A 20,090-nucleotide genomic window follows, 5' to 3' on the forward strand; every position below is an offset into this window, starting at 1 on the left:
AAGGAGAGACTTATGAAAGCGAAGCTTTTCGCCGTGACGCTGGCCGCGGCCACCACCCTTGCCGTGACCGCCCGGGCGGAAGATGTGATCGTGGTTCCCGGTGAGGTCGACAGCTATGTCGCCGAGCAGCCATTTGACGATACCGCCGTGTATGATGAAGACGTTGTCGTCGGCGACACGTTGCCTGAAGACGTCGTCATCAGGGACGTGCCGGAATATGACGATTACGGCTACGTGATTGTCAAGCGGCACAGGGTGATCGTTGAGCCGCGGACCCGTAAGGTCCTCAAGATCTATCAGTGATCTCAGTCGCTTGTTGAAAACGCCGCCCTGTTTCCGGGCGGCGTTCGTGTCTCTCCTGGCTAGCGTCTATTGAGCGGGCTTGATCGAGTTTATGATGCCGTTCATGGCAGCGCCATTCTTTTCCTGCTCTCCCTTGGTGCCCCAGTAGGTGATGACCAGAACCTTGTCGGCAGTAACCGCAATCAGCGCTAGGCTGATCGAGACGTCACCATCCTTGTCGGTGCCGGACCAATCGACATTGACGGCTTCCATGCCGTTGAGCTTGCCCTTGGATTCCTTGGCCGTGGCAGTGTCGACGGTCACGCCCTGATCCTTCAGCCAGGTTACGGCATCGGTCACGGTCTGGTTGGTGGCCTTCGGTTCGGCAACATCGACCGAGATGTAAATCGACTCGTCTGGCGCCGTCGCGTCGATGCCGGTGTCCGTTTCCTTCTCGCCCCAGCCATCCGGGAAGGTGACGGACGCGACGGGCGCGTCGGACGGGAATTTGATTTCGCCGGCATAGGCGGAGCCGGTGGCGAGCAGCAGGGCGAGGGTGGCGAATGCGGCGGTCTTCATGGACGGTCTCCCTTGGTATTTGTCAATAATCTAGACATAACCGATGTTTGGCCGATCTGCGCGTGACAATTCGATGTCGGAGCAGACGCGCCCAAAAAAAGTCGGATGGAGGCTGGGTGGCAATTGCCGCTGATATTTAACCAGATGGTTGACAGTTTCGTTGCCGTCAAATACATTTAACCGCATGGTTGAATTACAAACATTTCAGATGGACACCATCTTCCACGCCCTCGGCGATGCCACGCGGCGGCGCATGCTCTACGACCTGAGCCGAGGGGAGCGCACGGTCGGACAACTGGCGGAGCCGTTCGAGATATCGCTCGCGGCTGCCTCCAAGCACATCAAGACGCTCGAGAATGCCGGGCTGATACAGCGCGAGGTGCGCGGCCGCACCCATGTCTGCCGCCTCGACCCGCGACCGCTCGAGCAGGCGCATGGTTGGCTGGGCTTCTACAGGCAATTCTGGACTGAGCGGCTCGATGCGCTGGATGAATTGCTGGCGGACGAACATGTTCGCGCCCAGCTGGAAGCCGAGGCGCGGAAGAGATGACGTGCTGCGCAAGATTTCTTGCGGACACCTGTCGGATCCGGCGTCGCTCGTTCGACAAGACTGATCAAGGTTAGAGCCGGCTGGCGCCCTGGTCGCTCGCCGCGGATGGAAGGGGAGAATGGCATGACGAATTCGCAATATCGCTGGGTCATCGTCGCGGCAGGCGGCCTTCTGGGTTGCCTGGCCATCGGCGCTATGTTCTCGCTGCCGGTATTTCTGCGGCCGATGGCTGCAGAGACTGGCTGGTCGGTGACCGGCATTTCGACAGCAATGACCATCGGTTTCCTGGCCATGGCTTTTGCCAGCATGGCCTGGGGCGGGCTCTCCGACCGGATCGGGCCGCGGCCGGTGCTGCTTGTTGGCTCTGTCCTCATTGCCGGCAGCCTGGCGCTTGCCAGCCGCGCAAGCTCGCTGATCGAATTTCAGCTGCTTTTCGGATTGATATTGGGTGGGGCCACGGCCGCGGTCTTTGCGCCGATGATGGCCTGTGTCACCGGTTGGTTCGACACACACCGCAGCCTCGCGGTCTCCCTGGTCTCCGCCGGCATGGGCATGGCGCCGATGACCATGTCGCCACTCGCCGCCTGGTTGGTCACCGACTATAACTGGCGGACCTCCATGCTGATCCTCGCCGGCATTTGCGCCGTCCTGATGATCCCGGCAGGGCTGCTCATCAAACGCCCTCCGGCCAGTGAGGAAGAGCCCGCGCCCGGGCAGGCGGGTGCCCATCCCCAGGCATCCATGTCGGTCGCTGAGGCCGTGCGCACGCCGCAATTCATCGTTCTGGTGCTGACCAACTTCTTCTGCTGCGCCACCCATTCCGGGCCGATCTTCCACACCGTTAGCTATGCCGTCGCCTGCGGCATTCCGATGATCGCCGCGGTGACGATCTACAGTATCGAAGGGTTGGCCGGCATGGGGGGACGTGTGGCCTTCGGCCTGCTTGGCGACCGTTTCGGCGCAAAGCAGATCCTGGTGCTCGGGCTCCTGACCCAGTCGCTCGGAGCGCTCGCCTATCTGCTGGCAAGCGGCCTGGTCTCCTTCTATATCGTCGCGGCGATCTTCGGCTTCATTTATGCCGGCGTCATGCCGCTCTATGCCGTGCTGGCGCGCGAGAATTTCCCGCAGCGGATGATGGGAACCGTGATCGGCGCCACATCGATGGCAGGCGGTCTCGGCATGGCGCTCGGCCCGCTGGCCGGCGGGCTGATCTACGACACCTTCGCCAGCTACACATGGCTCTATGTCGGCGCTTGCGGCATGGGCATCGGCGCCTTCCTGATTGCCATGCTGTTCAGGCCGTTCCCGAAGGGTGCGGCGCAGCCTGTCGCTGCCTGAGCCCGGAAAAAGATTGTCTCTGGCGAAGCGGGGTCTTGGGGGTCCCGCTTCGGCCACTCTTCGTGGACTAAAGGTCAAAATCCCCTGCAACGAGGGTGACCGTTCCGTCCAGGCGGATCATCAGGTCGGCCTTACGGTCGCCATTGGTGTCGCCCTCGATCCGCGTCTCGCCGCCGTCCTGGACGAAGCGCAGTTCCCCGGTCGTACCTTGAAAGTTTTGCGTGCCGATGAAATCGAAATCCTGGTTTCCGGTTTGCTTGGAACTCGCATCCCAGAAATGCAGGTCGATCTGGTCGCCATCGCCCTGTGAGAAGTCGGCGATCGTGTCCGCCTTCGCTTCGGTCTTGCCGGTGGTGCGCTTGAGAAAGACGAAATCATCGCCGCCGCCATTGCCCTCGAACGTGTTGAGGCCGGCATTGGCAAACATCGCCTGGCCGCTATCGGCACCATGCAGGTCTGCCTTGCCGACGCCGAGAAGATGGATTTCGGTGACATTGGCGGAGACGTCGTCGATCGTGGCATTGGTCCAGACCTCTGTGCCATTGACGACGTCGACCTTGACATTGGTGGCGCCGAGCGTGAGCTCGACGGTAACCGTGCCGCCGGCGATATTGAAGTCGATGGACTTTGCCCCGCCGGACTCGAATTCGAGCTCGTAGCCTCCGCCTGCACCGGTCTGGTCGTTGATGCCGCCGCCGGCATTCACTGTCCGGCCCGCAACCTGTTCGCCGACGCTGAAAAAGTCGTCGTCGATCGTCGTGTCGTTGTAGACGACGCCCGTCACGAAGGCGCTGCTGCCGGATTTGGCAAAATCCTGCGTCACCATGGAGGCGTTGAACGTCTGGCCGCTCGAGGTGAACTTTCCGGTTTCCTGGCCGACGCCGACCTCCTTGAAGAGGTCGCTCAGGATATTCAGACGATGTCCGCGGCCGTCGACGCCCTTGTCGATGAAGAGATCCGCATGCTGCTGGATGATCATCTCGGTTTCGTTGATCGCGCCCGACGAACCGCGGAAGCTGATATTCTCACCCGAGGCCGAGGGCGCGGTGAAAACATAGCCCGCCGCCTCCATGCGGTCGTCCGGGTTCCTGCCGGTGCTGCCGCCGCCGGTTTCCTCATGCGCGAAAACGTCCTCCTTGATCATCCAGTCACTGTGGCTGTTGGCGGCCTGGAGCAGGTCGTCATTGCCGGCCAGGACCTCCTTGGGCGCCTTCGTGATCTTGTCGCCCGCGGCGACGCCTTCATTCAAGCCTATGCCGAACCGCTTGGCCTCGCCGTTCGGATCCATCCGGGCGCGGTTGATGAGTTCCAGCATCAGCTGTTCCTGCGGGGTCATGTTCGACATGCGAGCCTCCTGTCGATGCGGCGCCAAATTCGGTCATGTGGTTGAGCCGGCAATGTTCGCCTCTTTGCGGCAAAAGAAAAGCCCCGGCTTAGTGAACTGGCCCTATCAAGTTGGACGGCTTATTGGCGGAGATGATTTGAGCGCTGCAAGTCTCGGCGCGGCTAGTAACTGAGATGTTCCTCGGTCAGGGTATTCATGTCGACCCCCAACAGGACGATCTCGTCTTTCGGATGCGATCCGGTGTGGTCCACTATGATCGTGTCGGCGCCACGTTGAGATACGAAGCGCTTAATGAAGCTGTCGAATGATATCAGGTGTGAGTAGTTCATCGTGAGACGGTCATAGTCGAGGCCCGCCGTCTCGAAGTCGGTGATGACGTCCTTGCCGTGGCCAATTCGGAATTTGAACATGTCTGCACCGCCATTTCCCGTCATCCGATCATTTCCATCGAAGCCGTCGAAGCGGTCGCTATCATAGGTGCCTATCAGGACGTCCTTGCCGTCCGTTCCCTTGAACCAGTCGTTGACGTGCCGCACGTCGAAGGTGAGAGTATTGGCCGTTCGGTCGATGGTTTGGCCCCCGTTCTTGGTGTCGCCCGTGTCATGAACCTTGAAACTGATCGTCGCGTAATCGGTGCCGAATTCTTCCGCGTCCGGAGTCCAGGACAATCTCCCCTGAGCGATGGCTTTTGCCGAGATGAACGTATCGAATGTGATCGGGTGACCGTTCAGCGTTATCTGTCCGCCGCCCGAGGCTGCGGTGATCGTGGCGCCGGCAAAACTGTGGCGATTGAAGTCGCGGAATCCGAGGGCGTCCTTGGACAGGATAAATGTCGCGTCTTCGGGGACGATGAATTCGCCATCGGTGCCATCCGGCGCCGTGTGTGAAACGACAAGATCGCCGTTCTCGCTGAATCGCTGTTGGTAGACACTCCGCCAACCGTCCGGCGCCGAGCCTCCGCTCCATGTCGCAAGCCAGCCACCGTCATCGAGTTGGGTAATCTCCGGCGTGCTGCCGAAATAGGTGCCAAATTTGATCGGATCGCCTCTCCCGGTGCCGTCCGCGCGAAAGCTCTGGATGAAACATTTCGGGTCTTTACCCGAGCCGAGAAGCGTCCAACTCGCCATCCAGCCGCCGTCGGGCAGGGCAACGATGTTGCCGAGCCTGTCCCATGCGGTGTCGGGATACTCCATGAGCTCGCTGTCGACCAACGTATCCCCGTCCGCGTCGAACCGGCTCAGGAACAGCGCACCCTCGTCATCGGTCCAGGTGACCAGCCAGCCACCGTCGCTGAGCGCGTTCACGTGGCTGACAAAACTTGATATAAAGTCACCATCAACAAGGGTTTGCCGATCGCCGGAAATCGCGCCTTCGGCATCATATCTCTGCATGTTGAACGTGCCGGCAGAACGGTCACGCCAGGTCACGACCCAGCCGCCGTCGGCGAGAATATCGAAGTCGGATACAAAGACTTCCCGTTCGATGTCCGGGGCGGCATAGGTCGCGAGGATCGCGCCTGTCGCATCCGTCCTGATGAAACCTGTGCCGTATTTCACGCCATTCGACAGGAAAGTGCCATCGGCGAAGTCTTTTTGTGGCAAGCTGTGTTTAATGTCGGCGTAGTCCCAGCTGCCGATGACATTGGCGAGCTGGTCGTATTTCCGGTAATGGACCTCGCTGTCCGCAGCCGCATTGCTGTCGTAAAGCGCCCATCGCACGGTCCAGGCGCCATCCGGCTGGGCTATGGTGTCGATCTCGAGATAGGTGAGGTCAGCGACCGGGGAGACTTCGAGCGGGTCGCCCGCCATTGCGCCGGTCGAGTCGAAGACCTGCGCTCGGACGCTATAGGTGTAGTTGTCGTGCTGGACGAACCAGGCCGTAACCCATCCGCCATTCGAAAGCTGGGTGGTGCTGAACTTCGCAGCCCCGTATTCTTCAGAAGGGGATATCAGCCGATCTCTTGCCCACGCCATCAAAGACTCCTTCATGCCCATCGCGCAATCTATCGTAGCCGGGATGTAAGAAGTCAATTTGTCGGTGTTGTGTCCCTCAGAAACGGATCGGCCCCATATCGGGTGCCGATCTCACCAAGACAACGCGCACTTTGCGCGTCACGGCTGATCACTGGACTGGCTTCACCGAACGCAGCATGTCGCGGACGGCCGGAAGGTATTTCTGCTGCTCGTCCTTGGTCGCCCAGTAGGTGAAGAGGACCTGGCTTTCCTTGTTGAGCTCCAGCGCCGCGAAGAAGATCGAGACCGGGCCTTCCTTGTCCGTGCCGTCGGCATCGATGGCGGCATAGGCCATGCCATTGATCGTCCCGGTGGAGTCTTTGCGCGTCTTGTCATCGACTTTGACGCCCTGTCCGACAAGCCACTTGGCCCATTCGTTCATGCTATCCTTGGCCTCTGCCGCGTCGGCAGCCTCAATGCCGAGATAGACTGAATCCTCGGGCGAAGAGACATCGAGCGCGCCGTCGTCTTCCTTGGCGGTCCACCCGTCCGGGATTGTGATGACCGCGACCGGGTCACCGGCGGGGAATTTGACTTCGCCGGCCTGGGCGGTGGTGGCGACGAAGAGGGCCGCTGCAGCGGCAAGCAGAAGATTTCGCATCGGGGGAGCTCCATTGGGGTCGCGCGGCGGCAGCATATACATCTGGACCTTCCGCGATAGGAGCCATTCTGACGAAATTTGGGTGCATTTCGCCCGTGCATCGCCGTTCGACGCGGCGAAGCCGATCATGTGGCGGGAGACGAGGATCTATGCCCCCGGCTTGCCGGATTTGCCCTTGCCGCGCTTGCGCTGGTCGGACGGATCCTCGTAGGAGCCGACGCCGACCTTGCCGCGAAGGACAGGCTTGAAGCCTTCGTCGCCGCGCTCCGGCTGGCCTTCGCGCTTCACCTTGGCCGTGGGATCGACAGGCTTGTCCGGCAACTGGGCCACAGAGGCTGGCTTCTCGGTGCGCCGGACGGTCATTTCGTCGAGATCGTTCTTCCTGAACAGCGACTGGCCGCGCGCCGCGGGTTCCGAGATGTCACGACCCATGTCGTCCAGCGTCGGCTTGCGGAACAGCGAGCTATCCTTGACCTCGCCGCGATCCTTCGGCGATTGCTTGGGGAGCGGCTGCTCCATGTCGGTGCCTGGTCCCATGTCATCGAGTGAGGGCTTGGCGAAGAGCGACTTGCCGCTGCTCTTGCTTGCCTTCTCCTGACCGCGGGCCTCTTCCCGTGCCAGCGGGTCGTCCATCGTTGCGAGTTCGACGGCCTTGAGGCGCTTGATCTCGTCGCGCAGCCGAGCTGCGGTCTCGAAGTCGAGATTGGCGGCGGCGTCACGCATGTTCTTTTCGAGCGCGTTGAGATGGGCCTGCATATTGCCGCCGACAAGTTCGTTGGCGCCACCCTTGACGCCCTTGACGCCGATATCGGCGCGGACGTGGTCGCGTTCATAGACGCTGTCGAGGATGTCGGAGATACGGGCCTTGACGCTTTCCGGCGTGATTCCATGGGCGGTGTTGTAGGCGACCTGCTTCTCGCGGCGGCGCGAGGTTTCGCCCATCGCGCGTTCCATCGAGCCGGTGATGTTGTCGGCATAGAGAATGACCTTGCCGTCGACATTACGGGCGGCGCGGCCGATCGTCTGGACCAGCGAGGTCTCGGAACGCAGGAAGCCTTCCTTGTCGGCGTCGAGGATGGCGACGAAGCCGCATTCCGGGATGTCGAGGCCCTCGCGCAGCAGGTTGATGCCGACGAGGACGTCGAAGGCGCCGAGGCGGAGATCTCGGATGATCTCGATGCGCTCCAGCGTGTCGATGTCGGAATGCATGTAGCGGACGCGGACGCCCTGTTCGTGCAGGTACTCGGTGAGGTCCTCGGCCATGCGCTTGGTCAGCACGGTCACGAGCGTGCGGTAGCCCTTGAGCGCGGTCTCGCGGATCTCGCCGAGCACATCGTCGACCTGGCTGCGGGCCGGTCGGACTTCGACCGGCGGATCGATCAGGCCGGTCGGGCGGATGACCTGTTCGGCGAAGACGCCGCCGGACTGTTCCATTTCCCAATTGCCCGGGGTTGCCGAGACCGAGACGGTGTCGGGACGCATTGCATCCCATTCCTCGAAGCGGAGCGGGCGGTTGTCCATGCAGGAGGGCAGGCGGAAGCCGAATTCGGCCAACGTCGCCTTGCGGCGGAAGTCGCCGCGATACATGCCGCCGATCTGCGGCACGCTGACATGGCTCTCGTCGATGAAGAGGATGGCGTTGTCGGGGATATACTCGAACAAAGTCGGCGGCGGCTCGCCGGGCTTGCGGCCGGTGAGGTAGCGCGAATAGTTTTCGATCGACTGGCAGGAGCCGGTGGCCTCGAGCATTTCGAGGTCGTAGCGGGTGCGCTGTTCGAGGCGCTGGGCCTCGAGAAGTCGTCCAGCCTTTTCAAGCTCTTCGAGGCGAAACTTCAACTCTTCCTTGATCGATTTGATCGCCGAATTGAGGGCAGGGCGCGGCGTTACATAGTGCGAGTTGGCGTAGATCTTGACCGACTTCAGGTCGCCGGTCTTCTTGCCGGTCAGCGGGTCGAATTCGGTGATCGACTCGACCTCGTCGCCGAACATGGTGATGCGCCAGGCGGCATCCTCCAAGTGGGCGGGGAAGAGTTCGATCGTATCGCCGCGCACACGGAACGAACCGCGCTGGAAATCCATGTCGCGGCGCTTGTACTGCTGGGCCACAAGGTCGGCGAGCAGCTGGCGCTGGTCGAGCCGGTCGCCGACATCGATCTGGAAGGTCATCGCCGTATAGGTCTCGACCGAGCCGATACCGTAGATGCAGGAGACCGAGGCGACGATGATGCAATCGTCGCGTTCGAGGATCGCACGGGTGGCGGAGTGCCGCATCCGGTCGATCTGCTCGTTGATCGTCGATTCCTTCTCGATATAGGTGTCGGTGCGCGGGACGTAGGCTTCGGGCTGGTAATAGTCGTAATAGGAGACGAAATATTCGACCGCGTTGTTGGGGAAGAAGTTCTTGAATTCGGAATAGAGCTGGGCGGCCAGGGTCTTGTTGGGCGCCAGGATGACGGCCGGGCGCTGGCTGCGGGCGATGACCTGGGCCATGGTGAAGGTCTTGCCCGAACCGGTGACGCCGAGCAGCACCTGGCTGCGTTCGCCGGAAGCCAGCCCGTCCATGAGGTCTGCGATCGCCGTCGGCTGGTCGCCGGCGGGCTGGTAATCGGTGACGAGATCGAAGGCGATGCCGCCCTCGGATTTTTCCGGTCGCGAAGGGCGATGCGGCGTCCAGATCTTGCCGTCCTTGAACAGCGGATTGCCGGATTCGATGAGCTTGGCGAGCGCATCGACTGTCGCTGTGACGGCGCCGGAGGCGAGATTGTCGGTGCCGGTTGCCTCGTCATTGGCGGCGGCGCGTTTCTTGTTGCGGCTGGCGCTCTCGGCATTCAACCGTTCGGCATCCTCCAGCGATATGTCGAGGCCGGCGACCGGGTTGAGGCCCGCCGCGGCGCGGGTTCGCGGATCGTTGGAACCGCCAAGCGAACCGCCACGGGCGGAGCGCTTGTCGCCAACCTGGCTTTCGCTATGCTGGCGCGCTGAGTTTTCCACTGCCTTCCGGTGCTTGCCGGCCTTGGAGCGGATCTCGCGCATGCTCTCGGTACGCGACTGCTGCTCGGCATCCTGCTCGAGTTGCTTGACCCAATCGGAAACCGAGCCGGACAGCGGCTCGCCTTCGAAGGCGGCCTGGGGGGCTTCCTCGAATCCATCAGGAGCTTTTTTCGGAGATTTTGCCATGGTCGATATATGGCAAGGGAATCGCGGAAAATAAAGGCTGGGCAGGTGGAAAGGTGGGCGACATGCTGACAGTTCGTGTCAGCAGTCGATGGTGCCTTCGTGAGACGCTGTTCCAAACACCAGAGAAAGGTTGCGGGTGCTCCTCACGCGTGCGCTATTTGCTGGGCGCGGTGGCCGTGACTACCGGATCGCGGTTCGGCACATCCGAGGCGAAACGCCTTGCAAAGCCCTTGAAACGTGCCTGTCCCGGAAGCTCGATAAACCGGTGGGTGAAATGGCTCACCAAGACGACGCCAGCGAGGAGGGCGAAAGCGTAGAGATCGGAGACGAGAGGCGAGAAGGCCAACGCGAGATGCTTTTCGCCGCCCTCGGCGACGTAATCGACCATGTGAAGGCCCGTCAGACGCGACAAAAGGGCGACGACATTGTCGGCCCGCATCATAAGCCAGACGTGGACGACGTAGATCGACAGCGAAATGGTGCCGAAATAGACGAATACCCGGGACGCCATCAGCGCGGAGACGGCTCCGCGCCCATAGGCGAAGACCACCAGCATCACCGCAAACAGCGGCGGGACCACAACGGCCCATTGGCTGCCGACCAGCGCATGGTGAAGAAGGAACAGTCCGGCCATCCCGCTGATTTCGAATGCGGTGAACACCATTGAACGCATGGTTTCTAGGGGCCATCGGCGGCTGATGGCGACATGCGCGTAGTATGCGAGCGCACCGGCGGAGAAGCCGAGAATGGAACGGAAGACGCCGAAATCATAGAAGGAGTCCATGTGGTGCGGCGCTACAAATGCGAGCACCATCGCCGCGCCGACCAGGCCAACCACCGCGACGGCCAGGAAGCGCCTGCGCAAAAGCACGACGGCAACCGCAAATATGATGTAGGTGGCCCACTCGGTGGACAGGCTCCAGGTCGGAAAGTTCCATGTCGGGTGGTCGTGCAGATGCCAGCCCTGGATGAGCACGAGATTGGTGAAGATGGCGGAGATCGCCTTGGATTCGTCGAATGCCATACGACCGGACTGGCCAAGCGAATGAAGCACGGTCGCGACGGCAATTTCCGTCAGCACGAAGAGCATGAGCATGACGAAATGAATGGGGTAGATGCGTCCCAGTCGCTCGATCAGGAATCGCAGCGCGCCGTAGCCGCGCAACAGCTTCTCCTCGTAGCCGGCAACGATGACGAAACCGCTCAGAACGAAGAAGAAGTCCACGACCATATCGGAGGCGTCATCATAACCGTATCGCCGCAGGAATGTGGCGGCGGGTATGTGACCCACGACAACAAGGAGCGCAAACACGCCTCTCAATCCATCGAAAGCAAGATAGCGCACGGAAATACTCGTCAAACACGACATCTGACGATCTAGATGCCATATGGCGGTTAATTTACCCAGTATTGGCCCGGCGGAGGCGCTCCCTTTCGCCAAACGAGGTTAAGATCGCAAGCTCCCGTTAGGCGGGCGTTCCATCTATGGACGTGTGGCGAAGAAGCGTTTCTTTCTGGCACTAGCATGCTGGCAGCGGACCACCAATTTCCATTCAAACCGCCTGCGATCAGCCGCGCAAACCGACAGACTGTTCACGGCTGGAGATTGGTTTTGTCGCGTGCCGGAGCCTCGGTGAGGGCCACGGTAGAATAATTGATGTCGTTCCAGCGTTGCAGTCATAAGCAGACTGTCAAGTCACACACCGGTAGGAGACGCCGTGCAGACGTTGATGGATCCAGACCTGTATATGCCGGGCGAGGCCGCGCTGGCCGAGATCGAGGCGCAGATCGATGCCTATAACAAGGCAAGGCCGGCGATCTATCAAAGCTGCATGACCTGGGCCTTCGTGGCGGTGGGGATCTATAGCGCCTTTGGCGCGCTCATCTTCTTCTATTGCCTACAGCTCGACATGGAGACAAAGGGCCTCTTCTACGTCGCCGGCGGATTGGTCATCGGCGGCTATTTCCTATGGCAATTCATGTGGTCACCGATGAAGAAGCATCAGGCTGTCTTGCGCGGGCGGCTGTTTCCCAAGCTGTTCAGCTTCATCGAGAACGTCACCTATCAGAAGGACGCGAAGCCGGGCTTTCTCCAACACATTTCCAAACTCAAGCTCGTAAACTATCAGGATGCCGAGACCGACGACCTGATCATTGGCCGGCACGAGGGTATGGATTTTGCCCTACTTGAAGCGACCCTCACTGTTGGAAACAAGAACAAGTCGATCGTGTTTCGCGGGCTGATCTTTCACTTCAGGCTCGCCGATCCGTTTCCTGGAACCCTCGTCGTCGCCAAACGCGGTGGGTGGTGGGAGCAGACGATGAAGGATCTCTGGCGTATCGGCCCGAGCACTGAAATCTCATCGGGCAACCGCCAACTCGACGAGAGCCACCAGTTCTACACGGACAACCGCGCAGCGGCCCGGCCGGTCATCGCCGGTCCGCTGACGTCGGTGCTGACCTGGCTCGGCAATGAATGGCATGGCGGCGACGTGCGGATCGCGCTTTCGGAAGAGCACGGCTTTTTGCTGCTGCCCTCGTCGCACAATTACTTTTCGCTGCCCGGCATGGAGGATAATGTGGTCTATCAGCGGCATGTGAAGCCGCTGGTACATGAACTGGTGATGGCGCTCGCCATAGCGCATGTGGTCGGCAGATCGTTGACACCTGCGGACTGAACGCGGCGTCGAGATCCCGAATGTTGCGCGCGGACCCGAAAGTCCGCGATCGACGAAGATTTGCTGGTGGTTGTCCGGCTGTGCGGTGAACATTCTGCACGTTGTACATGTCCTTCAAGCAATTTACGTTTTTTCTTCGGTTGCGGGACACATCCGGGGGGCATATCATTAGGTCTATCTAATGGGAGGTTGCCATGCGTGTTCTGGAATCGCCTTCCCTGGACAGGGGGGCATCCCTGTTTTTTCTGCATTCAAGACGGTCTCTACTTCTGGCGGCACTGGCGGGACTGGCCTTTGCCGCAATTCCTCTTGGCGGCGGCGGTTGGTTCGACCCTCCCGTCGCGCTCGCCCAATCCGAGGAGGAGCTTTCGGACCCGAAAAAGCCGCCGACGGATGATTTGCCGGACTCGACGGTCGAAGCACCGGCGGATGACTCACAGGAGCCGGCCGTGGCGGCCGAAGACAGTGAGGACGTCCAGCCACTCGAGCCGGGCGAGGCAGTGGTCACCCGCTTTCCGCACACGATCGACGGCACCAATGCCAAGGGCGATACGGTCAAGGTGATCGATACGACCGGTATCTCGGTCAGTGTCATCGATGTCAGGAATCCGTCCAGTCCGCCGATAGGACAACATTGGATCGACGAGCCGCAGCGCATGTTCGTGACGGCAGCGGATGTCGGCCAGGTGTTCGGCGTTGCGATCGCGCAGAGGCCGGACAATGACGCACCGACGATCTTCGTCTCGGCGACGGCGGCCTATGGCCTGCACCGGCTGAACGATGACTGGATGGCCGGCATGTGGGGCACCGACGGCGGGCCGGGCACGATCTACAAGCTCGATCCGGCGAACGGCTACAAACCGGAAAAATTTGCCGATGTGGTGCTCGAGGGGCGGCAGAACAGCGGCGCCTCGCTCGGCAATATCGCCTATGACAAGGTGCATGACCGGCTCTTCGTCTCCGATCTGGAGACCGGCATGATCCACAGCATCGATGCAGGATCCGGCGAGGATCTCGGCACGTTCGACCACGGCAATGACGGCCGCGCCTCGTTCCTCGATGTCTGGACACAGCAGCAACAGCAGCTCGATCCGGTCGCGTTCGACCCGAAGTCGAAGGCTCGTATCGAGGAATGCGGCGCGAAGTTCACTGCCGATCCTTCGTGTTGGAACCTTGCGGACTTCCGGCGCCGGGTCTGGGGCCTCAAGGTTCGGACGGATGATGCGGGCGCCGTGCGCCTCTATTATTCGGTCTGGGGCTCGGATGCTTTCGGCAATCCGGACTGGGCAAAGGCAGGCGACGACCGGCGCAATGCGGTCTGGTCGGTGGCGATCACCGGCGAGGGCCTGTTCGACACGGCGAGCGTGCGGCGCGAATTCTTCATGCCGGGCTTTTTCCCCGCCATGCCCAACCTGGGCGACAAGGCCGGCAACAGCAATCCGGTGGCGGATATCACCTTCCCGGAATGCACGACGCAGAATGTGATGCTGGTGGCGGAACGCGGCAGCATGCGCAATCTCGGTCTCGACGAGGTCGAAGCGTTCGCGCGGCCTTACGAGTCCCGCGTCGTGCGCTACGAACTCGGACAGGACGACATCTGGCGGCCGAAGGGGCGCTATGACGTCGGTTTCCACGACCGCAACAGCAATGAAGGCGAGCCCTTCATGTTCGCCAATGCGGCGGGGGGCGTCGACTTCGGCTACAAGATGGATGCCAACGGCGTGGCAGACATGTCGACGCCGTCGCAGTCGGTCTGGGTGACGGGCGACGGCCTCTGCTCGCCCAAGGGTCCGTGCAACGACACGACCAAGGGCGTCGGCACCGACCAGAGCGAAGTGCATGGACTGCAGGGTTCGCCGGCCGATGGCTTCGTGCCCCTGGAAGACGGCGTGCAGACCGCCGCTGCCGAGCAGAGTGCGCTCTTCCGCTCCTACATGATCGACACCGACATCAATATGGATGACGAGGGCAAGCCCTCGACGGAGGAACTGTCACGCAACGACGCCACGACAATCGGCGACGTGGCGATCTACCAGGTCTGCAAGGCCGCGGATCCGCTGCCGGCGATCGATGTGCCACCCGAAGGCGACGTGGTCACGGTCGACACACCGCCGGTCGCCGAGCCGCCGGAGGACTGGCCGGTGCATACCCTCAATGCGAGCCACAACAAATGGGCCTCGAACAGCCACAAGGTGCGGCAGTCGTGGCACTACCGGAAGGGCTCGTGGCACAAATATCAACGGTCCTGGCATTGGCGGGATGGTTCCTGGCACCGTGAAAAGCGGTCGTGGCACTGGCGGGACGGCTCATGGCACCGCGAGAAGCGCTCCTGGCACTGGCGGCAAGGTTCGTGGCACAGCGAAAAACGTTCCTGGCATCGGCGCGAGGGATCCTGGCATACGATCAAGCGCTCCTGGCACAACACCAGGCGGTCATGGAACAAGCCGCAACATCTGAGATGGCCGAGCCGTCAAAGGCCCGAACATCTGCGAGGCCCAAGCCGCAAGAAACATGTCAACATCCATTCACGCTGGGAAAGCCGCAAGATCGAGGGCCACAAGAAGCCGCGTCGCGATCCGTGGGTGAACCGAGGCAAGATCAAAAAGAAACATATCAACCGGCATTCCGGTTGGGACAGCCGGCAGGTCAACCGCAAGAAGGCGCATGTGAACCGGCATTCGCGATGGGAGAGCCGTGGCATCACCCGGAACAGGACACATGTCAATCGCCATACCAACCGGGACAACCTTCGGATTCACCGGCGGCAGCGGGTTGACCAGGGCAACCGGCATCTTCGGCAACGCCAGCAGTTCCGGCAGAACCGCCAGAACTTCAACAATCATAACCAACGGCGTCACGGACGGCGTTTGAGCCAGATGCAGGGCGGCTGAGCCGCCCTGCGGGATGCGGTCGCATGCTGGGCGTTGTTGCCGGATGTGACTGGAGAACCAGACCAGCGGCCCGATGGGTCGCTGGTGAAGCTTGGAAGGCAACCGTGGCTTCTCGGAAAACGCGGGCGATGGCGCTGTGCGCCCGGGAACCTGAATGATATGGTGCCGGTCAGCCATATGCCGACGTTCCCCATCCGAAATTCAACCTGTCAAAGGCAAGAGAATGAAGATCAGCACCGGTACCGTGATCGGCGCCCTCATGGGCATTTTTCTCTCCGGCCCGCCTGCCCAGTCGCAAACCTCCGACAAGACGACGGTCTATCTGAATGAGAGCTACATTGAGGAGACGCGAAGAGAACCGGAATTTGCGATCGACAATCCGACAGCCGTGTTTGGTGTCGTCTTTGACAGCCTGCCAAGCTCGGTGAAGGTCTATCCGACGGAAGGCTATTATTACTTCTCCTTCCATTATCGTGGCATCCGGTACGCCGGCAATATCCGCTTCGACATTGCGGATCGGGACCAGGGCGTCATTCATTTCAACTACTTCAAGGAATTCACCGACTGGCAACGCGACGAGTCCGGCTACAGCGTCGACCTTGCCAAGAAGGACGGCATCAACCTGACGCCGTCGGGAAAGCTCGCGTACGATCTCGAATACAAGGGCAGGAAGGTTCAATTCCAGCTCAATGATCTCTCGGATCACCGGCCGCCGCCGGGCCTTGTCCTCAAGGGAGAGACCTATATCGGGCCGGTCTTCGATGAATCCGGCATGCGGTTTTTCCTGCTGTTTCACCAGCAAGCCAAGACGTTCCTGTTCGTTCTCGACGAAACCGTGCCGGTACCGGACCAGTTCAACACGATCGAGAACGTGGATCGGATCACCAACGGCATACGGACGGGCTTTGCCTTCTACAGTGATCGCTATGCGAAGCGAAAAATCCTGGTCGGTGTCAGCCAGCTCAATACGTCGATTAACAACTATCTCGACGGGCCGTTCGACCAGCTGCCGGACAATTTCATTGTCGGCGATACGCTCAAGAATGCGATCCTTGCAGCAAGTCCGGAAATGGAAGGGCAGGTGGACCGGTTCGGCAACTCGCCCGACGGCGAGTCGCGCTATCTCATTGCGCCATATATGCAATATGAGGAGCCGGGCGAGCTCAGCCTGATCGCCGACTGTACGGCAGAGAAGGTCCCGCCGGCCTATTACGGATGCTTCTTCTATGTCGGCGGGGACGAGAGCGACGATGCGCCTCCCGGCGATGACGCGGCGAAGCCGAAGGATACTGAAACGCAGGACCAGAAGACGGAAAAGCCGGCAGATCAGCCCTCAAAGTGAGGGCCGGACACCTTCAATTGGTCGAGCAATGGATCGAGCCCTGGGGCGTCGCAACCTTGTTCTCTGCCACGACGGTGTCGTCGCCCATGACCGCACAGCGGGTCTTGCCGAAATGCACGGGCTTGAAATGAACCATGGGCTGGCCATCGATCATGACCGAGCTGATGATCTCGTAGCTGTCGGGCGGGCACATCACGACGTCGGAAAGCCTGAGCGCCGGCTTGCCGCCGATCATCATCGTCTTGCTGCCGGTTACAGCGCAGCCCGGAATATCCTGGCTCAACGCGATGCCGGGAACCAACAGAAAAAACAGGACTGCCGTGCTTCTTTTCATAACGAGTCTCCCCGGCACTCTTCTAAACCCCCGGCTTGCTGCGCAACCGCTTCGTCCCATTGTGAGAATGACGTTTCAGAAAAAAGATCGAACGTCCGACAGCCCAAAAAAATAGCACTAAGCCGCTTGAGCGGGGCTTGGGAGGGCCCCTCGAACGGATGGATTCCGCGAAACATTCTCTTTACCCCTTGAGATAGGCCTGCTTGCGCAGGTCGAAAGAGAGGCCGGGAAAGACTTTCGAGGTGAGGTCGCCGTCGGAAATGTCGAACTGGCTATGCAGCAGGGCTGCAGCCACCTCGCGCACGTCGGCTGTCGGCATCAGGTCGCGTCCTTCGAAGAGCTGGTCTTCCTTGAGACCGGGCCATTGGCCATAGACCTTGCCGCCGCGGATAGCGCCGCCGGCGATGATGGCGAGCCCGCCGGTGCCGTGGTCGGTGCCTTTCGAGCCGTTCTGGCGCGCGGTGCGGCCGAATTCGGTCAAGGCAAGAACTGCAGTCTTGCTCCACACATCGGGGCCGAGTTCGGCCTTCAGGGTCGTCAGCGCGGCGACGAGAGCGCGCAGCGGCTTACGGAAGATGTTGGCCTGACCGACATGGGTATCCCAGCCGCCGATCGAGAAGCTTGCGAGGCGATAGTCGCCTTTGAGCATGCCGGCCGTAAGTCGGGCGATGCCGGCAGCATCGGCGCTGCGTTTGCCGGTTCCGAAGATGTCGTCCGAATCCTTGTCCGTGTTCATCGCTTCGGCAAAAGCTTGGGAGAAGAACGGGTCATTGCCATAGAGGCGCTGGAAGAACGTCAGCTCGTCCGGCTCCATCGCGAGATCGGATTGGGTGGACCAGGTATCGACGGGATTGGGGCCGCTCAGGATCAGCTCGGCCGATGTGTTGACATCGATGGCCTTGCGGTTCTCCGAACGCGGGATCGAGGCCAGCGCCCGGTTGAGCCAGCCGGTATTCTCGTCGGCAGCGGAAGAGCCGCCGCTTTCGAGGATGTCCTGGCCGTCGAAATGGCTGCGCTGGTCGCGATAGGGTGTGGAGACCGCATTGATGAATCCGAGATCCCCGCTTTTCCACAGCGGCAGAAGATCGGTCGCCTCGCCATGCAAGCCGAACTGGCCGTCGAGGTCGATCAGGCCGGAGCCGGGATCAAGCGTCAATTCGGGACGATATTGCCTGAGCAGCGGGTCAGCATAGGGTTGTAGCAGGAACAGGCTGTCGAGCGCACCGCGGAGCACGATAGTCACGAAACGCCGCTCGCCGGGAAGGGCGGCGAAGGTGACGGGCGTGAACAGCGGAGAGGCGGCGGCGCAGCACGCCGAGGCGAGAAAGGAGCGGCGGCTCAGGATCATGGGGCCCATCATGTCTCTTTCAGCGCCGGTTGAATTCGGGTGAGGCAAGAAGCAGCGACAGGCCGGCCTGCCGGCTCGGGGCCTGTGATACGACCATCAGCGTGTCGTCTCGCGCAGCGTCACGCAAGACGACCTTGGCAAGCGCCAGCGGTTCGGCGCGGCTGCCGACCTTGGCTGCGATGCTCTGCGCCCATTCGATACGGCCCGTCAACTGGGTCGAGGAAATCCAGGCGTTGAACTCTTCTTCCGTGCCCTCAGGGCTGGCTGGCTCCCAGACGGGTTGGCCGAGCTTCTTGATCGCCCCGACGGTCAGAGGATTGGCGAGCGGCCGCAGTTTTTCGCGCTCGCGGCGCTCCTCGCGCATTTCAGCCTGGTCGCCCATCGCCATGCGTTTCGCGGCGCGCTTCTTGCGCCGCTCGGCCATTTCGGGCGTGATCGCCATCATGTCGTCGCCGTCCATGTTGTTGGCCGTGGGGCGGACTGGCTGGGCAAACTCGCCCTCCGGAAGACCCGCCGCGCGCAGGCCGGTGACGACATAGTCAAAGGGCTGGCGTGCCTTCCTTCCCGGCTCGGCCCATGCCGCGGGATGATGGAGCATGGCGCCATAGACGTCCATCAGATTGCCGTTCGACGTCGTCCAGGCCTCGACCATGGCTTTGACCAGCGGCATGGGAGGGTCGTCTGCGATGAAATGTATCGCGAGCTTGCGGCAGATGTGCTGCGCCGTTGCCGCTTGCCGAGCGAGGTCATCGAGGAGGGCGTACACGTCCTCGATGGTGCGACGTTTGTCGCCAAAGGATTTTCCGAGGAACGGCACCGCGATCGGGCCCGGCTCGGCGGTCCTGGACCGGAACTCGGTGTGGCCGTTGTCACGGTCGACATTGAGGCCTGTCAGCGCCAGTGCAACGGCGCGAACATCGTCTTGCGTATAACCGCTGCCGACGCCGACGGTGTGAAGTTCGAGCAGTTCGCGGCCGAGATTCTCGTTGAGGCCCTTTTCTCCGTCTTCGCCGCGTTTGGAGTTCGGGCCCGCCGACTTCACCTGGTCGAGATAGATGAGCATCGCCGGATGCGTCGTCGCAGCACGCAGCAGTTCGGAGAAAGGACCGGCGAGCCGCCGGCGGATCACCTCGGCTTCGAAGAGCGAGGTGTAGAGATACATCGGCCGCTTCTTGCGAGCGCTCACGGCAAAATGATCGGTCCAGAAGGTCGCGAGACGTTCGTAGAAGCCATGAGGCGAGAAGACCGCCTGGGCGACGCGCGCGTGCTGGTCTCGGCCATTGGCGTGGAACACTTCCTTGCGTATGGGCCGCACGGCCTCGCGCCGTTCTGTCTTCTTGAAGGGAAGCTCCGAGCTCTTGAGGTAGAAATCTGCTATCGTCTGCCAGCGCCCATCGATCCCTTCTTCGGGGAAGCGCGGGCTTTCCGCCAATCCAGCATCGATCTGGGCGAGCAGGGCTTCCGGACCATCGGGCACTGGTTCTCCCGGCTTGATGCCATAGCCGAAGCGAATGGCACTCATCGCGGGCCTGGACAGGGACATCGGCTGCTCCTCGAAGCTCAGTAGCCGGATACCATACCAACGACACCGGCACCGTTCGGGTTATCAGCGG

General features: G+C 61.2%; 15 protein-coding genes. 6 read left to right on the plus strand and 9 right to left on the minus strand.

The annotated features are described in order from the left end of the window. The first annotated feature begins 12 nt into the window (after positions 1–12). Positions 13–303 (plus strand): DUF1236 domain-containing protein, encoded by a 291-nt coding sequence (locus tag AC2YI2_RS09065; protein WP_487386139.1) that lies wholly within the window; start codon positions 13–15, stop codon positions 301–303. 66 nt (positions 304–369) lie between these two features. Here the strand turns inward: AC2YI2_RS09065 and AC2YI2_RS09070 are convergent, their stop codons facing one another. Next, entirely contained in the window at positions 370–861 is a 492-nt protein-coding gene (locus AC2YI2_RS09070; protein WP_487386140.1) for a histidine kinase, read from the minus strand. Between the two features lie 184 nt (positions 862–1,045). Between AC2YI2_RS09070 and AC2YI2_RS09075 the strand changes: the two genes are divergently transcribed. Beyond that, entirely contained in the window at positions 1,046–1,411 is a 366-nt protein-coding gene (locus AC2YI2_RS09075; protein ID WP_487386141.1) for an ArsR/SmtB family transcription factor, read from the plus strand. Between the two features lie 123 nt (positions 1,412–1,534). Continuing rightward, positions 1,535–2,749, plus strand: a complete 1,215-nt coding sequence (locus AC2YI2_RS09080) for an MFS transporter (protein WP_487386142.1) — start codon at positions 1,535–1,537, stop codon at positions 2,747–2,749. Positions 2,750–2,816: 67 nt separating this feature from the next. Here AC2YI2_RS09080 and AC2YI2_RS09085 read toward each other — a convergent pair whose 3' ends face one another. From AC2YI2_RS09085 to AC2YI2_RS09105, 5 genes are all read right to left on the minus strand, one after another. After that, entirely contained in the window at positions 2,817–4,094 is a 1,278-nt protein-coding gene (locus AC2YI2_RS09085) for a CAP domain-containing protein (protein WP_487386143.1), read from the minus strand. Between the two features lie 161 nt (positions 4,095–4,255). Further along, positions 4,256–6,067: a hypothetical protein gene (locus tag AC2YI2_RS09090; protein WP_487386144.1), complete on the minus strand. Its 1,812-nt coding sequence runs from the start codon at positions 6,065–6,067 to the stop codon at positions 4,256–4,258. A gap of 148 nt (positions 6,068–6,215) precedes the next feature. Further along, the gene (locus tag AC2YI2_RS09095; RefSeq protein ID WP_487386145.1) at positions 6,216–6,707 is read right to left on the minus strand and encodes a hypothetical protein; all 492 of its coding nucleotides are present in this window, start codon (positions 6,705–6,707) and stop codon (positions 6,216–6,218) included. A 147-nt stretch (positions 6,708–6,854) separates the two neighbouring features. Then, positions 6,855–9,884, minus strand: a complete 3,030-nt coding sequence (gene uvrB / locus AC2YI2_RS09100; RefSeq protein WP_487386146.1) for an excinuclease ABC subunit UvrB — start codon at positions 9,882–9,884, stop codon at positions 6,855–6,857. Between the two features lie 154 nt (positions 9,885–10,038). Next, positions 10,039–11,229 (minus strand): acyltransferase family protein, encoded by a 1,191-nt coding sequence (locus AC2YI2_RS09105; RefSeq protein ID WP_487386147.1) that lies wholly within the window; start codon positions 11,227–11,229, stop codon positions 10,039–10,041. Positions 11,230–11,614: 385 nt separating this feature from the next. Between AC2YI2_RS09105 and AC2YI2_RS09110 the strand changes: the two genes are divergently transcribed. From AC2YI2_RS09110 to AC2YI2_RS09120, 3 genes are all read left to right on the plus strand, one after another. Further along, positions 11,615–12,562 carry a DUF3137 domain-containing protein gene (locus AC2YI2_RS09110; RefSeq protein WP_487386148.1) on the plus strand — a complete coding sequence of 316 codons (948 nt, stop codon included), beginning with the start codon at positions 11,615–11,617 and terminating at the stop codon, positions 12,560–12,562. Positions 12,563–12,756: 194 nt separating this feature from the next. Further along, the gene (locus tag AC2YI2_RS09115; RefSeq protein WP_487386149.1) at positions 12,757–15,453 is read left to right on the plus strand and encodes a YncE family protein; all 2,697 of its coding nucleotides are present in this window, start codon (positions 12,757–12,759) and stop codon (positions 15,451–15,453) included. 223 nt (positions 15,454–15,676) lie between these two features. Continuing rightward, entirely contained in the window at positions 15,677–16,795 is a 1,119-nt protein-coding gene (locus AC2YI2_RS09120) for a hypothetical protein (protein WP_487386150.1), read from the plus strand. Between the two features lie 13 nt (positions 16,796–16,808). Here AC2YI2_RS09120 and AC2YI2_RS09125 read toward each other — a convergent pair whose 3' ends face one another. The 3 genes from AC2YI2_RS09125 to AC2YI2_RS09135 form a co-directional block, all read right to left on the minus strand. Further along, positions 16,809–17,129 (minus strand): PAAR domain-containing protein, encoded by a 321-nt coding sequence (locus AC2YI2_RS09125; RefSeq protein ID WP_487386151.1) that lies wholly within the window; start codon positions 17,127–17,129, stop codon positions 16,809–16,811. 181 nt (positions 17,130–17,310) lie between these two features. Next, positions 17,311–18,486 carry a DUF1501 domain-containing protein gene (locus tag AC2YI2_RS09130; protein WP_487386353.1) on the minus strand — a complete coding sequence of 392 codons (1,176 nt, stop codon included), beginning with the start codon at positions 18,484–18,486 and terminating at the stop codon, positions 17,311–17,313. A gap of 10 nt (positions 18,487–18,496) precedes the next feature. After that, positions 18,497–20,020, minus strand: coding sequence for a DUF1800 domain-containing protein (locus AC2YI2_RS09135; protein ID WP_487386152.1), 1,524 nt, complete (start codon positions 20,018–20,020; stop codon positions 18,497–18,499). Positions 20,021–20,090 lie beyond the last annotated feature (70 nt).

Source organism: Rhizobium sp. SRI_017 (genome assembly GCF_057586295.1).